12 protein-coding genes are annotated in these 17,538 nt (G+C 32.2%); 8 read left to right on the forward strand and 4 right to left on the reverse strand.

The annotated features are described in order from the left end of the window. Positions 1–1,290, forward strand: a complete 1,290-nt coding sequence (gene hemL, locus H601_RS0105615; protein ID WP_026710596.1) for a glutamate-1-semialdehyde 2,1-aminomutase — start codon at positions 1–3, stop codon at positions 1,288–1,290. 33 nt (positions 1,291–1,323) lie between these two features. Here hemL and H601_RS0105620 read toward each other — a convergent pair whose 3' ends face one another. The 3 genes from H601_RS0105620 to lysS all read right to left on the reverse strand — a co-directional run bounded on the left by H601_RS0105620 (position 1,324) and on the right by lysS (position 4,037). Further along, positions 1,324–1,695, reverse strand: coding sequence for a hypothetical protein (locus H601_RS0105620; protein WP_156900351.1), 372 nt, complete (start codon positions 1,693–1,695; stop codon positions 1,324–1,326). An 80-nt stretch (positions 1,696–1,775) separates the two neighbouring features. Further along, positions 1,776–2,237, reverse strand: a complete 462-nt coding sequence (locus tag H601_RS0105625) for a hypothetical protein (protein ID WP_026710598.1) — start codon at positions 2,235–2,237, stop codon at positions 1,776–1,778. 111 nt (positions 2,238–2,348) lie between these two features. Continuing rightward, a complete protein-coding gene (gene lysS, locus H601_RS0105630) occupies positions 2,349–4,037 on the reverse strand; it encodes a lysine--tRNA ligase (protein WP_026710599.1) in 1,689 nt (562 codons plus the stop codon). Between the two features lie 160 nt (positions 4,038–4,197). Here lysS and lipB point away from each other — a divergent pair, with 160 nt between their 5' ends. Then, the gene (lipB, locus tag H601_RS0105635; RefSeq protein WP_026710600.1) at positions 4,198–4,905 is read left to right on the forward strand and encodes a lipoyl(octanoyl) transferase LipB; all 708 of its coding nucleotides are present in this window, start codon (positions 4,198–4,200) and stop codon (positions 4,903–4,905) included. On the opposite strand, the gene H601_RS0105640 is transcribed toward lipB, so the two are convergent. After that, positions 4,900–5,499 carry a ribonuclease HII gene (locus H601_RS0105640; RefSeq protein ID WP_026710601.1) on the reverse strand — a complete coding sequence of 200 codons (600 nt, stop codon included), beginning with the start codon at positions 5,497–5,499 and terminating at the stop codon, positions 4,900–4,902. The two genes, lipB and H601_RS0105640, sit on opposite strands and share 6 nt — an antisense overlap. 190 nt (positions 5,500–5,689) lie before the next feature. On the opposite strand from H601_RS0105640, the gene H601_RS0105645 reads away from it, so the two are divergent. From H601_RS0105645 to H601_RS0105670, 6 genes are all read left to right on the forward strand, one after another. Continuing rightward, positions 5,690–8,872 carry a SusC/RagA family TonB-linked outer membrane protein gene (locus H601_RS0105645; protein ID WP_026710602.1) on the forward strand — a complete coding sequence of 1,061 codons (3,183 nt, stop codon included), beginning with the start codon at positions 5,690–5,692 and terminating at the stop codon, positions 8,870–8,872. 12 nt (positions 8,873–8,884) lie between these two features. Continuing rightward, on the forward strand, positions 8,885–10,573 hold the full coding sequence (locus H601_RS16080) for a SusD/RagB family nutrient-binding outer membrane lipoprotein (RefSeq protein ID WP_169628252.1): 1,689 nt from the start codon (positions 8,885–8,887) through the stop codon (positions 10,571–10,573). Between the two features lie 12 nt (positions 10,574–10,585). After that, positions 10,586–11,437, forward strand: coding sequence for a hypothetical protein (locus H601_RS0105655; RefSeq protein ID WP_026710603.1), 852 nt, complete (start codon positions 10,586–10,588; stop codon positions 11,435–11,437). Positions 11,438–11,482: 45 nt separating this feature from the next. Further along, on the forward strand, positions 11,483–12,337 hold the full coding sequence (locus tag H601_RS0105660) for a hypothetical protein (RefSeq protein WP_026710604.1): 855 nt from the start codon (positions 11,483–11,485) through the stop codon (positions 12,335–12,337). A gap of 121 nt (positions 12,338–12,458) precedes the next feature. Beyond that, positions 12,459–15,389 (forward strand): S8 family serine peptidase, encoded by a 2,931-nt coding sequence (locus H601_RS16085; protein ID WP_051220671.1) that lies wholly within the window; start codon positions 12,459–12,461, stop codon positions 15,387–15,389. Positions 15,390–15,495: 106 nt separating this feature from the next. Beyond that, positions 15,496–17,511 (forward strand): putative porin, encoded by a 2,016-nt coding sequence (locus H601_RS0105670; RefSeq protein WP_026710605.1) that lies wholly within the window; start codon positions 15,496–15,498, stop codon positions 17,509–17,511. The last annotated feature ends 27 nt before the right edge of the window (positions 17,512–17,538 follow it).

Raw genomic sequence — 17,538 nt, forward strand, 5'->3', positions numbered from 1 at the left:
ATGAATTACCAAAGAAGTAGTCAGCTTTTTGCAGAAGCAGAAAAAGTGATTCCTGGTGGAGTAAATTCGCCTGTTAGGGCATTTAAAGGAGTAGGTGGGACTCCCATTTTTGTAAAAAAAGCAAAAGGAGCTTATCTATACGATGAAGACGATAACCGTTTAATTGATTATATCAATTCTTGGGGACCAATGATTTTAGGCCACGCGTATGAACCTGTTATAACAGCAATTACAGAAAGAGCCAAACTAGGAACTTCGTTTGGTATGCCAACTGAATTAGAAACAAAAATTGCAGAATTAGCCATTTCAATGGTGCCTGGTATTGATAAAATTCGATTTGTCAATTCCGGTACAGAAGCTTGTATGAGTGCCATTAGATTAGCAAGAGGATTTACAAAAAAAGATAAAATTATCAAATTTGCCGGATGTTATCATGGTCATTCTGATTCTTTTTTGATTCAAGCGGGAAGTGGAGCAAGTACTTTTGGAATACCAAATAGTCCAGGCGTGACACAAGGCACTGCAAAAGATACCTTACTTGCAACTTATAATGATTTGGAAAGCGTAAAAAATCTTTTTTCAAATAATTCAAATGAAATTGCGGCAGTCATTATTGAGCCCGTTGCCGGAAATATGGGATGCGTTCCACCCAAAGAGGGATTTTTAGAAGGATTAAAAAAACTGTGTTCTCAAAACAATGCATTACTGATTTTTGATGAAGTAATGACCGGTTTTCGATTAGCTAAAGGTGGAGCTCAAGAGTTATATTCCATACATGCAGATATTGTGTGTTTTGGTAAAGTTATTGGTGGTGGATTGCCAGTTGGAGCTTTTGCTGCCAGAAATGAAATTATGAATTATTTGGCACCTCTTGGTCCTGTATATCAAGCAGGAACTTTGTCTGGAAATCCTTTGGCAATGGCGGCTGGTTTGGCTATGTTGACTTCGTTAAATCAAGATGCATCAATTTTCAAAAGATTAGAAGAGAAAACAGCTTATCTTGAAAAAGGAATGCGAGAAGTTTTGACAAAAAACAATATAGATTTCACAATCAATAGAATAGGGTCAATGATTTCTGTACATTTTGATGCTGCACCGGTAATTGATTTTGAATCTGCAAAAAAAGGGGATAATCAATTGTTTAAAACATTTTTCCACGGCTTATTGAAGGAAGGGATTTATATTGCACCTTCTGCGTATGAAACATGGTTTATTACCGATGCTTTGACCTATGAAGATTTAGATTTTACAATACAAGCAATAAATAAAGTTTCGTTAGAAATGAAATAAAAAAAATCCCGAATTAATCGGGATTTTTTGTTGTTATTTAGAAGGTTTGTATTCCGTAATTCTTTGATACAATTCCGGTTTTTGTTTTAACGTACTTCTTTGCTCATCTGATAGACCTGCTAAAAGCTTTTCTCCATATCTTTGATAAATCATAGCTCTATCATTGTCATTTGTAGCATTCATAACGGCTTCATCACGCATGGTAAACAAAGTCATTAAATCATTTTTAAAACTTTCATCAATTTTTATAACAGATGTAATTTCGCTGATTGTTTTAATGTTAGCAGTTTTCATGTCCTCAGCAGACTTTTCTTGTTTTACATTAGCAGGTTTTAAAGTGCTTTGTGCATTTGAAGTCAATGAAAATGCAAACAAACATATACAGATGGAAACAAATTTTTTCATACTATTTATCTCTTTTTTATTAGTTAATGAGCGAATATAAGTTAAAATGGAATACAAACAAAATTTTAATTCAAAAAATGTTATTGCTTGTTTTTAGCATTTTGTCTTTTAGACATAAATTTTTCTTTTCTTTCCTCACGTTTTTCGATGTTCTCTTCCCATTTTTTAAATTGGTCGGCAGTAAGAATTTTTTTCATTTCTTCTTTTAAGGCTAATTTTTCATCCAGCATTTTACTTTGCATTGCGAAACGTTCATCTTTTGAAAGGTTTTCTCCTTTTTCTTTTTTTGATTTGATTTCATTTCGAGTTGCTTCTCTTTTTTTGGCTTGATTAAGCAATACTTTTTTTAATTGTTCCTGTTGTTTTGTATCCAAGCTTAATTCTAAAGTCATTTTTTTCAATTGAAGTTCAGCTTGTTGTTCAGGAGTAAACGATTCTAGCTTTTCCATTTTTGCTTTTCTTTCTTCCATTTTAGGTTTTTCATCTTGTGCAAAACAAACTAAGTTAAGTAATAATACTGTTGTTAAAACTACATTTTTCATGATGATTAAATTTTAAGATTTTGATGATAAGACAAGTCTCTTTACAAATGGTTTAATTCTTATGTTTTATTTAACAAAAAATCCCGAATATTCGGGATTTTGAATTATTTTTTATTTAAGCTCTACGGTTTTTGAATCACCTTCAACCAGTACTTTAATGAGGTTGTGTTTGGATAAACCTTTCATTGCTGCATCCCATTTTTTTCCACTCATCGCTGCTTTTTCTTTCAGTTCTGATAAAGCTATACTGTTGTTTTCTTTAAGAAGATTGGCAATTATTTTTTCATCATCTGTTAATTCAACTTGTTTTTTCTCCGGACGCATCTGAGGGAAAAACAAAACTTCCTGAATGGATTGATTATTCGTTAAAAACATGATTAACCTATCCATTCCGATTCCTAATCCGGAAGTTGGTGGCATGCCGTATTCTAAAGCTCTTAAAAAATCGTTGTCAATAAACATCGCTTCGTCATCTCCACGATCAGCCAATTTTAATTGATTTTCAAAACGTTCTCTTTGGTCAATGGGGTCATTTAATTCAGAATAAGCATTAGCTACTTCTTTGCCGCAAATCATTAATTCAAAACGCTCGGTCAATTCAGGGTTTGAACGGTGTTCTTTACACAAAGGACTCATTTCTTTGGGATAATCAGTGATAAATGTTGGTTGGATAAAATTTCCTTCACATTTAGCACCAAAAATTTCATCAATTAACTTCCCTTTACCCATAGAATCATCTACAGGAATGCCCATTTCAATAGCTGCTTTTCTGATTTCTTCTTCCGTTTTTCCGGAAATATCAAAACCGGTAAATTGTTTAATGGCATCAGTCATTGTTACTCTTGGATAGGGAGCTTTAAAATTTACTTTATGCTCTCCAAAAGTGGCCTCAGTTGTTCCATTTACTTGAACAGCACAATATTCCAATAGATTTTCAGTGAATTCCATCATCCAATTATAATCTTTATACGCCACATAAATTTCCATGGCTGTAAATTCGGGATTATGGGTTCTGTCCATTCCTTCGTTTCTGAAATTTTTTGAAAATTCATAAACGCCATCAAAACCACCAACAATTAATCTTTTTAAATATAGTTCGTTGGCAATTCGCATGTATAATGGAATATCTAAGCTATTATGATGTGTTATAAAAGGTCTGGCAGCTGCTCCCCCCGGAATAGATTGCAATATGGGTGTTTCCACTTCAAAATATCCTTTTTCATTAAAGAAATTACGCATAGCATTGAACAATTTTGTTCTTTTTACGAAAACTTCTTTTACTTGTGGATTCACAACTAAATCAACATAACGCATTCTGTATCTGAGTTCAGGATCTGTAAATGCGTCATAAATATTTCCTTCTGAATCAGTTTTAGGTAAAGGTAATGGCTTCAGAGTTTTACTCAACAATTTTAAATCTGTAACCTTTACTGTTTTTTCGCCAACTTGTGTCGTAAAAAGTGTGCCTTCAACACCAATAAAATCGCCTAAATCAATTAATTTTTTGAAAACTTCGTTGTATAAGTCTTTGTTTTCGCCCGGACAAAGTTCATCTCTGTTTACATACAATTGAATTCTCCCTTCGCTATCTTGCAAAGAAGCGAAAGAAGCTTTTCCTTGAATTCTGGAACTCATTATTCTACCAGCAACAATTACCTTTTTACCTTCTTCAAATTTGGTTTTAATGTCTTTTGAAGTATGATTAACAGGAAATAAATCCGCAGGATACGGATTAATGTCCATTTGTCTTAAAAGGTCTAATTTTTCTCTACGAATAATTTCTTGTTCCGATAGTTGCATAATGTCCAAAATTTGAGCTGGCAAAGATAGTTATTATTTAAATATCTGTCAAAGTCAAAATAAGAATCGATTTCAATAGATTTTGATTTGTTTTTTTTCGAAATTACACCTTAATATATATGCTCTTTAAATTGTATCTTTGTTTTTTTTAAAATTAGATATGAACAAAACTATTATTCTTGAAGATTTGCATCAAAAAGCGTATCAAGCAACTTGGGATTTACAAGAAGAGTTGTTTCAAGAAATTGTGGATATAAAAATTCAAAACAGAAGAGAAAATAGTATTCTGGAAACACCGAATTACTTTTTATTTGTTGAACATCCTCATGTTTATACTTTGGGTAAAAGTGGCGATTTTTCAAATTTATTGTTAAATGAAAAACAACTTACCGAAAAAGGAGCTGAGTTTTTTAAAATTAATAGAGGCGGAGATATTACGTATCATGGTCCCGGACAAATAGTTGGTTATCCCATTTTAGATTTAGAAAATTTTTTTACGGATATTCATAAGTATTTGCGTTTGCTAGAAGAAGTCATCATTCTTACTTTGGCCGATTATGGATTGAAAGCGGAAAGAAGTCCTGGAGAAACCGGGGTATGGTTTGATGTTGGAACTCCATTTGCCAGAAAAATTTGTGCTATGGGTGTAAAAGCTTCAAGATGGGTTACCATGCATGGATTTGCTTTGAATGTAAATGTTGATTTGTCTTACTTTGATTATATCATTCCCTGTGGCATAAAAGGGAAAGCTGTTACAACACTTCGTAATGAATTAGGAGTGCAACATGTTGATGAAAATGAAGTAAAAGAAAAAATTCAATTTTATTTTGAACAATTGTTCGAAGCTACTTTTAAGATACAATCATAAATCTAACGTATATTGATCAGGCAATAACCGAAAGCTAATGCGGTGGTATTTTGTTATGCCAAATTTAGCAATAGCCTCTCGGTGTTCTTTTGTTGGATAACCTTTGTTTTTATTCCAATGATACATTGGAAATTCTTCATGAATATTATTCATATAATCATCACGATAGGTTTTAGCTAAGACGGACGCTGCGGCAATACTTTTATATTTACTATCACCTTTAACAATACATTGAAAAGGAATGTCCATTATTGGTTTAAATCGATTACCATCAACAATTATATATTCAGGTATAGGATTTAATTTTTTGATGCTTTCTTGCATGGCAAAAATAGAAGCGTTCAAAATATTTATTTTGTCAATTATTTCCGGTTCGATGTGTTCAAAATGAAAAGCAATAGCTTCTGCTTCAATAATAGGTCTAATCTTTTCTCTTGTTTTTTCAGAAAGTTGTTTAGAATCATTTAATTCTTTTAAGAAAAAGTTGTCCGGTAAAATGACAGCCGCTGCTGTAACCGGACCGGCTAAACAACCTCTTCCGGCTTCATCGGTTCCACATTCAATTAAATAATCAGAAAATTTTTGTAAAAGCATAATTGGAATTTTTTTATTTGGTCACGCAACCAAATCAATTTTTTTGCATCTAAAGTATAAGTTTGTGCTTTAACATCGAACTGTCTGCAACTTTTTTAACACAAATAAATAATATTATTCCGAAGTAATATTTGTTTATTTAATAAATTATTAAGAAGTTTGCGGAATAACTAACTCAAATAAATTTAATATGAGATCGAAGTTCAAATGGATTTTTACGCTTTTACTAGCGTTTTCAATGCAGTTTTCGTTCGCACAAGAGAAAACTGTAACAGGTACTGTTACTGATGCTAGCGGTATGCCGTTGCCAGGAGCAACAGTTGTTGTAAAAGGTACCAACAGAGGTACATCAACAGATTTTGATGGGAAATTTTCTATCAAAGCAAGTGCGGGAGAAATTTTAGATATTTCTTTCGTAGGTTACAAAGCGTCTTCAATTAAGATTGGAGCCTCGAATGTTGTTAATGCTTCTTTAGTAGAAGATAATCAATTAGGAGAGGTGGTAGTAATCGGACAGGCTATCAAAAAAGAGAAAAAAGCTCTTGGTTATGCTGTTACTACAATTTCTAATGAAGATTTTGCTGCAAAACCATCAACTGATGTAGCTAGAGCACTTACTGGAAAAGCTCCAGGGGTGAATATCCAACAAACAAGTGGTTTGTCTGGTTCTGGTACAAACATCATTGTACGTGGTTATTCTTCTATTACGTTAAGTAACCAGCCTTTGTTTGTTGTAGATGGGGTTCCTTTTAACTCTGATACAAACAACGATAGAGGTTTTACAACGGGTGCAACAACTTCATCAAGCCGTTTCTTAGACTTGGATCCAAATACAATTGAATCTGTAAGTGTTTTGAAAGGTTTATCTGCAACTACTTTGTATGGTTCTGCCGGTAGAAATGGTGTAATCTTAGTTACAACAAAAGCGGGTAATTCAAAAGCAATTAACAACAAAATGAGTGTATCTGTTACTCAATCTTATTTTGCTACTGAAATTTCTAAATTACCTGAATACCAAAACAATTATGGTAATGGTTTTTATCAAAACTATTCGCCTGCATTTTCAAACTGGGGGCCAAGATTTGGTACTGCCGGTCAGCAAGGTATTGCTGCTGATGGTACTATCCCTCATTGGTATTCTGGTGTTGCAGGTTATGACACTATTTTTCCAGAATATCAAGGTGTTAGAGTTGCTTATGCTCCTCAAAATAACGTAAAACCATTCTTTAGTACAGGTGCTGCTAATTCAACAACTGTTAGTGTTGGAGGGCGTTCTGAAAGTACAAATTACAATTTAAGTATTGGTAGAACTGATGATAAAGGTTTTATAGAAAACAATAACTATCAAAGGATGAACCTTAACATGGGAGGTCAAACTAAATTGAGTAATAAATTTACAATTTCTTCTGTTGTAAATTATTCTAAAATTGATAAAGTGTCTCCTCCTACTGCAGCAGGTTTTGGTTCTAATCCATTAGCAGGTGCTGTTTCAGCTTTTGCAAACATATTATATGTTCCAAGAAGTTTTGATTTGTTTGGTGTACCTTACCAAAATCCAATTGATGGTTCATCTGTTTACTACAGAACAGATATTCAAAATCCTAGATGGACGTTGAAAAATGTTGAAGAAACAGAAGATGTTAGACGTATGACCGGTAATGTTACTGCATTATATGACATCAACAGTTGGTCTAATATTTCTTACAGAGTAGGTTATGATGCTTACAATCAAGTTCAAGAATTTAAAGTAAATAAAGGTGGGCCACAAAGTCCAGATGGTTCTATGAGAACTACAAGCAGAATTAATACTATTTGGGATCACACATTGTCTTATAATTTTGATAAGCAATTGGGTGGTGAAAATTCTAAATGGAATTTAGATGGTACTGTTGGTTTCAACCCAAGACAAGAAGCTTTTAATTATACTTCTACTACTAGTACTGTACAGTTCCTTTTTGGTTTTATGGATCATCAAAACTTTGAAAACCGTGTAAACGATAGTTTTAAATCGGTTCAAAATGTTGTGGGATTGTATGGAAGTTTTACATTAGCTTACAACAAATATTTATACTTTAATATGCAAGGAAGAAATGATTGGGCTTCTACATTAGAAAGTGCTAACAATTCTATTTTCTATCCTTCTGCTTCTATTTCTTTTGTTCCTACAGATGCATTTTCAGGATTGAAAAATAACAAAGCTTTAAATTATTTGAAATTAAGACTAGGATATGGTACATCAGCAGGTTTCCCAAGTCCTTATCAAACGAGAATTGGTTTATCTTCTGGTACTAATGTCTTCAACAGCCCTTATGGTGGTGTGGTGAATTTCTTAGCTATTGATAGTCAGCTTGGTAATTTGAATTTAAAGCCAGAGTTGCACAGAGAAGTTGAATTTGGTATCGAGAGTACGTTTTGGGATAGAAGATTTACTTTGGATGCATCTGTTTATGATAAACGTTCTTTTGATTTATTGTATGTTAGAAATTTAGATCCATCAACTGGTTTTACCAATACATTTGATAACATTTCTGAAATTTCTAACAAAGGGGTTGAAATTTCATTAAATGCTAAAATTATCAGACCAAAAACAGATGATGGTTTTAAATGGGATATGACCGGTATGTACACAACTAACAGAAATATCGTTGAAAGCTTAGGTTCTGATTCAGCTGGACAAGCTTTTGCAGGATTTACAAATCTTGGTAACTTTGCAGTTGAAGGAAGACCTTATGGCGTGATTTATGGTTCTGCTATAGCAAGAGATGCTAATGGTAATAAAATTGTTGATTACAACGGAAGTTATTTAGCTACTGATGATGTAGTTGAAATTGGTGACCCTAATGCGGATTTTAGATCAACATTAATTAATGAATTCGCTTATAAAAATTTCTCATTACAATTCCAAATTGAATATACGCATGGCGGTGATATGTATTCAACTACTGCTTCTGCTTTGATTTCAAGAGGTTTAACAAAAGATACTGATTTTGATCGTTCTCAAACTTTTGTATTGCCTGGTGTATTGCCTAATGGTAACGTTAATAATATTCAAATACCAGCTGCACAATGGGGCTTTGAAAACAATGGTTTTGTTATTGATGAGCAAGCAATTTTTGATGCAACAAACTTAAGATTAAGAGAGGTTTCATTATCGTATAATTTCCCTAAAAAGATGATTGAGAGAACTCCTTTTGGTAAAATTTCAATTTCTTTTATTGGTCAAAACTTGTGGTTCAAAGCTTTCAATTTTCCAAAATATGTTAATTTTGACCCAGAAGTATCAAGTTTAGGTGTTGGTAATGGTCAAGGATTTGATTACTTAACCGGACCAACAGCAAAACGTTATGGTTTCAACCTTAACTTAACTTTCTAAAATTCTATGAAAATGAAAAATAAATTTTTAAAATTATTTGTAGCTATTGGAATATTTTCTCTAGCTTCATGTGAAACAACAGAGTTAGATTTGTTAGTTGATCCTAACTCTCCTTCTCCTGATCAATTGGATCCTAACTTTGTATTTAATAGTATTCAGTTAAGCTTACCTGGCTATGTAAATGCTGTAAATGGTTTTACAAGACAGGTTACAAGACAAACCGCGATGACAGGTGGTACAACATATAATAATGCTTATCAAGAAGTTAGTTTTAATGGTATTTGGGGTTCTGGATATGGAATTCTTAATGATATTAAAGGGATGGAACCAAAAGCTACAGAACTAGGATTAAATTATCATTTAGGTGCTTCTAAGGTAATTAAAGCTTATGTATGGTCTTCTTTAGCAGATGTTTTCGGTGATATTCCTTATTCTGAGGCTCTTTTGGGTAATGCTAATCTTTCTCCTAAATTTGATAACAGTGCTGATGTTTATAAAGGTGCTTTAACTGAATTAGATGAAGCAATTACATTATTATCACAACCTGCTTTAATTTATCCTAAACAAGATTTATATTATGGTGTAGGTGGTGGAGTTAATTCATCAACTCAAGCTAAATGGTTAACTGTAGCAAAAACATTAAAATTAAAGCTATTAAATAATGCTAGATTAAATGGTACAGCTTTGGGTGTAAATATTGCAACTGAAATGTCAACTTTATTAGCAGAAAATGATTTAATTGATACAGTTGATGAAGATTTTTCTTTTAAATATGGTACTTCAAGAGCATTACCTAATTCACGTCATCCTAATTATAATACTTTCTATGAAAATGCTACTACTATAGGTGGTTCATATATTGGAAATTATTTTATGTGGACAGTTGTTGGAGAAAAAGCGGTTGCAGATCCTAGGAGACCTTTTTACTTCTTCAGACAAGATACTAATACTGTTGGTGAAACAATCTTTACTTTAGGCTGTGCTTATCAATCACGTCCATCTCACTATAACAGTGCTACTTTTGCTTCATTTTATCAACCAGCTGTATTAGCGCCATTTTGTGTAGCTACAACTTCAGGTTATTGGGGTAGAGATCATGGTGATGGTTCTGGATTACCACCAGATAATGCAAAAAGATCTGTTCCTGGTGTTTATCCAGTTGGAGGAAAGTATGATGAAGGTGTTCAAGAAAGTGTTCAAACTAATGGTACTGCTGGTTTCTTAGGAGCTGGTGTAATGCCAATTTTAATGAGTTCTTGGGTTGATTTTATTAAAGCTGAAGCTGTATTAACTCTTGGTGTTAGTGGTGATGCAAGAGCATTATTAGAATCTGGTATTAGAAAGTCTATAAATACAGTTGCTAATTTCAAAACCGGTCTACCTGCTCCAACTGTTGCAGCTGTTGACAATTATGTAAATTATGTATTAACTGCTTATGACGCATCTACCGATGCAAGAAAATTAGAGATTGTAATAAAAGAGTATTATGTAGCTGCATGGGGTAACGGTTTAGAGTGTTATAATAACTATAGAAGAACAGGTTATCCAAGTAATATGCAACCTACTTTAAATCCTTCTACAACTGATTATTTCTATACTGCCTTGTATCCATCTGACAGTACAGTAAATAATCCAAATTCACCTGCTAATTCTAGAACTAAGAGAGTGTTCTGGGATCCAGGTAACTTAGTATTAAACTAAAAAAAATAAATTATGAAAAGAATTTTTTTATTATTAATGACTGTTGCTTTGTTCTCTTGTGAGGACGAAAGCAGAATTCCTACACCAGATCGTGTAGCTGGAGCTTTTGTTTATATTGATAAGACAAAACCTGTTATCGACGTAACGCAAATTGCTACTTCAACTTTTGAAGGTGTTTTGAATAACCCAAGTGGTAATGTTGTAAAATATGATTTGTATGTAAGAAGAGTTTCTGGTGGAATAGCTGGTGATTATGCTCTTTTAGAGTCTATTACTTCATTCCCTTACAATTTATCTGTTTCTGCTGGTGAAGTTGCTACTGCATTAGGTTTACAGTTATCTGAAATTTTACCTGGTGATCGTTTTGATTTTTGGGCAGAAACGTTTGATGCTAATAATGTTAAAACAACATTTAATGAGCTTGCACCTAATACACAGGGTGAGGTTGGTGTAAAACAAGCATACAAATTTAATACATATGTATCATGTCCTTTCGTTCAAGCTGACGCTATTGGTGTTTATGAGTTTACAGAAGATGCTTTTGCAAATGAAACTGATGTTTTTGAAGTAATTGCGGGTTCTAGTGATGACAAAGTTATTATGGTAGATCCATTTGGTCACCCGAGTGCCTTCAATATTGAAGTTGTTGTAGAATTAGGTTCAGGTATTGCCACTATTGAAAGACAAAATGCTTGGGATCCTTCTTATTACAGTTTACCTGCAAATTATGGTACAGCTACAATTGGAACAAATGGTTCAGCTAGTTTCTTTTTCTCATGTACGGGAACAATAAATTTCTCTGTAAAACATGATGTTGCAATTGGAACGTATGGATTTAAAAATTTCAAAGCACAAAAATTGTAAACCTTAACCATTCGATTTTTTATCGATGTTAAAACAAACTTAAGTATGAAAAAAATAATTAATATTTTTTATGTCGCAGTGCTAACTTCAATGTTTGTATCCTGTGAACAAAATGATAGAATTTCTGGTTCTCCAGAACAAAATGATGATATTGTAACATTGACAGGTGTTATTTCATCATCTGAGGCTTCTGTTGTTGCAGGTCAAACAATTTCTTTTACAGCTACGATTCCTCAAACATTTGAAGGAGATGTTGATGTTGAAGCTACTGCAATTTTACCTAATGGAGTTAAAACTACTTCATTTGTAACTATTCCTGCAGGACAAACTACAGCTACAGGCGAAATTGAAGTTCCTGCTAGTGAAGCTCCTGTTTTAATGCCATTTAATAATAATATGAAACTTTTCTTGTCTGCAATTTTATTGTCTGTAGGAGAAGAAGGTACGCATTATTTATTAAATTCAAATGAGCTTTCTTTAGATTTCGGTGATTCTGAAACTCCTGCTGCAAATATTACTCGTTTACAAGTAAGATTTGATTGGAAAGGACCTTACGGAGAAGCGGAGAATGATTTAGATCTTTATTTATTAAGATTAAATCCTGACAATTCACTTACTGTAGTAGGTACTGGATTTACTGGAACTCGTTATGAAAATGGTGCTATTTTAAATACTGCTGTTGATGGTACATATATTGTTGCTGCTGAATCTTACACTTTGACTTATGGGTCTGAATTAGGTTCATTGCCTTACAGATATGTGTTGCGTTATCCAGATAATTCTGTTAAAACTTTTGCTGGTACTTTCACTGATTTCACTGAAGGAGATTTTATTGAAGTATTGCAAATCGTTAAAACTACTGTTGATGGTGTTGTTTCTTACGATGTTACTCAATTGTAATTTTATCTTAATCATATTAAATCCCATTCGAAAGAATGGGATTTTTTTTTGTTAAAAAATATTTATTTTATCTTGTTTTTTATGTAAAAGTTTTAAATTTACCATCTTAATTAAATTTACTATGAAAAATAAAATACTTTTCTTTTTTGTTTTTGTATTTTCTTTGGTTTTACATGCACAAACTAAAGAAGAAAGAAATAAAATTATTGCCTCTTATGATTTTGCTAAAAATGAGTTATTTAAGGCAGAATTAAAAAAACGTTTTGTAAACGAAAAATTATTTATGCAAGATTTTTTGTCTAGAAATGCATTGCCACACTCTTACACTACAAAGGATGGAGCTTTTGCTGAATTACAATTTGTAACTAGTGAAGGTTATCCAATTTATTACATGACACACAACACCGGTGCAGGTATTACCATTAGAGCCAATCGTCTTCATACAGGAGGAACATTAGGACTAAATGTTAATGGACAAAATATGATTGCAGGTGTTTGGGATGGTGGTGCAGTAAGAACTACCCATAATGATTTTGGTGGTGCAAACTCAAGAGTAACTCAGAGAGATGGAGCTACTACACTTAGTGCTCACTCAACGCACGTTTCTGGTACAATTTGCGGAAGTGGAACAAATCCTGCATTACATAGAGGTGTTGCTTATCAATCATCAGTTTGGGCTCATGATTGGAATTCAGATATTTTAGAAGTAATTGATAGATGTGAAGAAGGATTATTAGTTTCGAATCACTCTTATGGTTTTGGATTGTTTGACAACAATGGAAATGTTCAAATTCCACAATATTATTTTGGAGCTTATATTCAGACTTCTCAAAACTGGGATATTGTGATGAATATGTATCCTTATTATCAATATGTAACTGCTGCAGGAAATGACAGAGCAAGTAATGCTTTAGTAAATGATAAAGGTGGATATGATTTATTATCAGGAACAAAACTTTCTAAAAATGGAATTACCGTTGGAGCTGTAAATCAAGTAACAACTTATACTTCAGCTACTAGTGTTAGTATGTCTGATTTTAGTAATTGGGGGCCTTCTGATGATTCAAGAATCAAACCGGATATTGTAGCAAAAGGTGTTTCGGTTCTTTCTCCTGTTAGTACTTCAAATACTTCAAGAGCTTCTTATGATGGTACATCAATGGCTTCTCCTGGTGTAGCTGGTGGTTTATTATTGTTGCAACAACACCATAATAATGTTTTTGGTAGTTATATGAGAGCTTCTACTGTAAAGGGGTTAACTTTGCATACTGCTGATGAAGCAGGAGGTACTGCTGGTCCGGATTATCAATTTGGATGGGGATTAATGAATTGTGAAGCTGCTGCAAATGCAATTAATAATAATGGTCTTACTTCTATTATTCGTGAATTGACATTGAATCCAGGTGAAACAATTACAGTTAATGTAAAAGCATTAGGGGGTACAACACCGTTAATGGCATCTATATCTTGGACTGATCCTGCTGGGCCAATTAATGAAGGAACGGTAGATCTTGCTACTCCAGTTCTTGTAAATGATCTTGATATTAGAGTTACTAATGGAAGTTCAACTTTCTTCCCATGGAAATTGACTGCTGCTCAACCATTTTTAGCAGCTACAACAGGAGACAATATAGTTGACCCATTTGAAAAAATTCAAGTAAATAACGCAAATGGAGATTATACGATTACAATAACACACAAAGGAACATTAGAAGAGCCTCAAAATTTTGCTTTAGTTGTTACTGGTGTTGATTCAAAATTTACTATACGTACATCTGAACCATTAAAAACAGTTTGTACTACTCAAAATGCCGTTTATAATTTTCAATACATTACAAACAGTACGATTCCAACAAATTTAAGTGTTGCCAATTTACCAGCTGGAGTGAACGCTTTGTTTAATTCTACTTCTGTAAATGCTACAGGAAATGTTACTTTAACTTTATCCAATCTAAATGGTGTAGCACCAGGTTTATATAGTTTTGATGTTATTGGGAACAATGGTTTAGAAGAGGAAAAAGTAACTGTACAATTAAGAGTTTATAGTGCCGTATTTAGTCCAATTGTTAATCAATCTCCAAATAATACTGCAATCAATCAATCCATCTATGCTAATTTAACATGGGATGCTGATGTAAATGCAGAAAATTATGAAGTTCAGATTTCAACTAATTCAGGTTTTACTAACATTGTTGAGTCGGCTATAGTTTCAACGAATTCTTTCATATCAGCAGGTTTACAATTAGATACCCAATATTTTTGGAGAGTTAGACCTACAAATAGATGTGGTCAAGGTTCCTACACAAATCCTATTTTCTTTATTACAGTAAATCTATCTTGTAATACTGTTACTAATAATACAGTAGCTACTATTGCTTCTGTTGCTAATACGGTTGTAAATTCAACAATCAATTTTAATGATGCTTCAATTACATCATTATACGATATTGATGTTGATATTAATATTACACATACTTGGGTTCAAGATATGACTTTAACTTTAATTAGCCCTCAAGGTACAGCAGTTGCATTGTTACAGGAAAACTGTAGTTCTGAAGATAATATAAATGCTACTTTTGATGATAATGGTGGAAATATTGTTTGTAGTACTACACCACCTGCAATTTCCGGCAGAGTTAAACCTGTTGAACTTCTTTCACAATTCATTGGAGAAAATCCAAATGGGACATGGACTTTAGAAGTAAATGACCCTTGGAATGGTGATGGTGGTACATTAAATTCATGGAGTATTAAAGTTTGTAAACAAATTGCTTCTAATTTAAGTACAAAAGATATTGCTTTCCAAAATTTATCTGTGTGGCCTAATCCTGCAAATAACATTGTAAATATTTCATTTGAATCTGATGCAAATGATATTGTTACTATCGAAATGTTTGATATTCAAGGAAGAATTTTAAAACAACAAAAAGCTGATGCTTCAATTGGTAATGTTTCTCAATCAATTGATGTAAATTCATTACCTGTTGGTGTTTATGTCTTAAAAATGACACAAGGGAATAAACAATTTAATTCTAAAATTGTAAAACAATAATTTAATTATCATAATAATTGTTAAACACCTCTGAAAAGAGGTGTTTTTTTTATGGTAATTATTCTACCTTTGTCCAGCAAATTTATAAGCAAGTTTTTTCAATCGAATGAAATATTTCAGTTACATATTTTTTCTTTTCTTTTTTGTTTCTTCTTTTAGTCAAGTCAGATTAGATAAATCGAGATTAGATGCTAAAGATTTACAAAAGGCAAATGAAGAAAAATCATCTTCTTATAGAAATGATACTATTGGACAGCGAAATAGTTCTTCTGTTTCAACGTCAAATAAAAATGCTCCAAAAGCCAAAATTGATCAATATAAAATTATAACGATAGAAAGGGATACCTTACTTGTTGATACAGCATTAACTATCCAAAAAGAATATCAATTTAACTTGTTACGGAAAGATATTTTTGGATTGTTACCTTTCGCAAATGAAGGTCAAACCTATACCACTTTAGATTTCAGTTTAAATGAATTTCAATCATACCCTGAAATTGGACTGAGAGGAAAACATTTTAATTTTTTAAATGCAAACGATATTCAGTATTATCATGTTCCAACTCCTCATACTGAATTGTATTTTAAAACAGTAATGGAACAAGGTCAAAGTTTGAATGCTTTTATTACCTTAAATACAAGTGAGCGTTTAAATTTTTCGTTAGCCTATAAAGGCCTTCGTTCACTCGGTAAATATATCAACCAATTAACAAGTTCCGGTAATTTTAGATTTACTACTAATTATCAAACAAAGCAGAAGCAGTATGAATTGAAAGCTCACTTTACCGCTCAAGATATTTTAAATGGAGAAAACGGTGGAATTTTTAATATAGATGATTTTACAAGTGGGAATGAAGAATTCAGAAATCGTCCTCGCTTACAAGTTTATTTGAATGATGCGAAAACATTTTTAAAAGGGAATCGCTATTTTATTGACCATAGATATAGAATTGATAAGGAAGATTCTATGAATAATCTGTTTATTCACCATCAATTTAATTATGAACATAAATTTTATGAATATAATCAAGCCACTATTGCAACTGAAATAGTTACACCTGACGAAACATTGTTTATTCAACGTTTTGGAAGTTCCTATGCTTTAAACAATATCAATGATCAATTACGATATAATCGACTTTTTAATAAAATTGGTGTAAATTATGAAAATAAGCAATTAGGTGAACTCAGTGTTTTTGTTGAAAATTTCAATTATAATTATTTTTATAATCGTGTAATTATTAATGAAAATGGAACTATTCCCAATCGTATTAATGATGATATTTTTTCGATTGGGACAGTTTATCTTTTTCAAAAAAATAAATGGAATGGAAAAGCATTGTATAAAAAATCTATCACCAATCAAGACATTTCAGAATTAGATATAAAATTGGCTCATAGAATCAATGATAAAAATACCATTCAAATTCGTTTTCAAAATTTAAACCGAATTCCAGATCATACTTATACATTGTTTCAAAGCAATTTTGAAAAGTATAATTGGTTTAATAATTTTAAAAATGAAAAAATTACCAATATTGAGGGTGCTTTAAACACACAATGGGTAAATTTATCCTTAAATTTAAATACCATAAATGATTATCTGTATTTCAGTAATGATGATTCAACTGGAGAACAATTATTGGTTACGCCAAAACAATACAGTAATACCATCAATTATCTTGGTTTTAAAGCACAAAAAGAGTTTAAATGGTGGAAATTAGCCATGGATAACACTATTTTATATCAAAAAGTAGATCAAAAGGATAATGTGTTAAACGTTCCAGAATTAACGTTACGTCATTCTCTTTATATTTCTGAGCATTTTTTCAAAAAGGCACTTTATCTACAAACCGGATTTGTTGTGAATTATTTTTCATCGTATAATGCAGATGATTATAATCCTGTAATATCTGCTTTCTACGTCCAAAATAAATCGTCAATTGGTGATTTTCCTTTGGTTGATTTTTTTGTAAATGCTAAAATCAAGCAAGCACAAGTCTATTTAAAAGCTGAGCATTTTAATTCGGCCATGACAGGTTTTGATTATTTCTCAGCTCCTAATTATCCATATAGAGATTTTATTGTTCGATTCGGACTCATATGGAACTTTTTTCAATAACAGTAAACCACTATCTTTGTAATAGAA

Origin of the sequence: Flavobacterium filum DSM 17961 (genome assembly GCF_000425465.1) — a bacterium.
Taxonomy (GTDB): domain Bacteria; phylum Bacteroidota; class Bacteroidia; order Flavobacteriales; family Flavobacteriaceae; genus Flavobacterium; species Flavobacterium filum.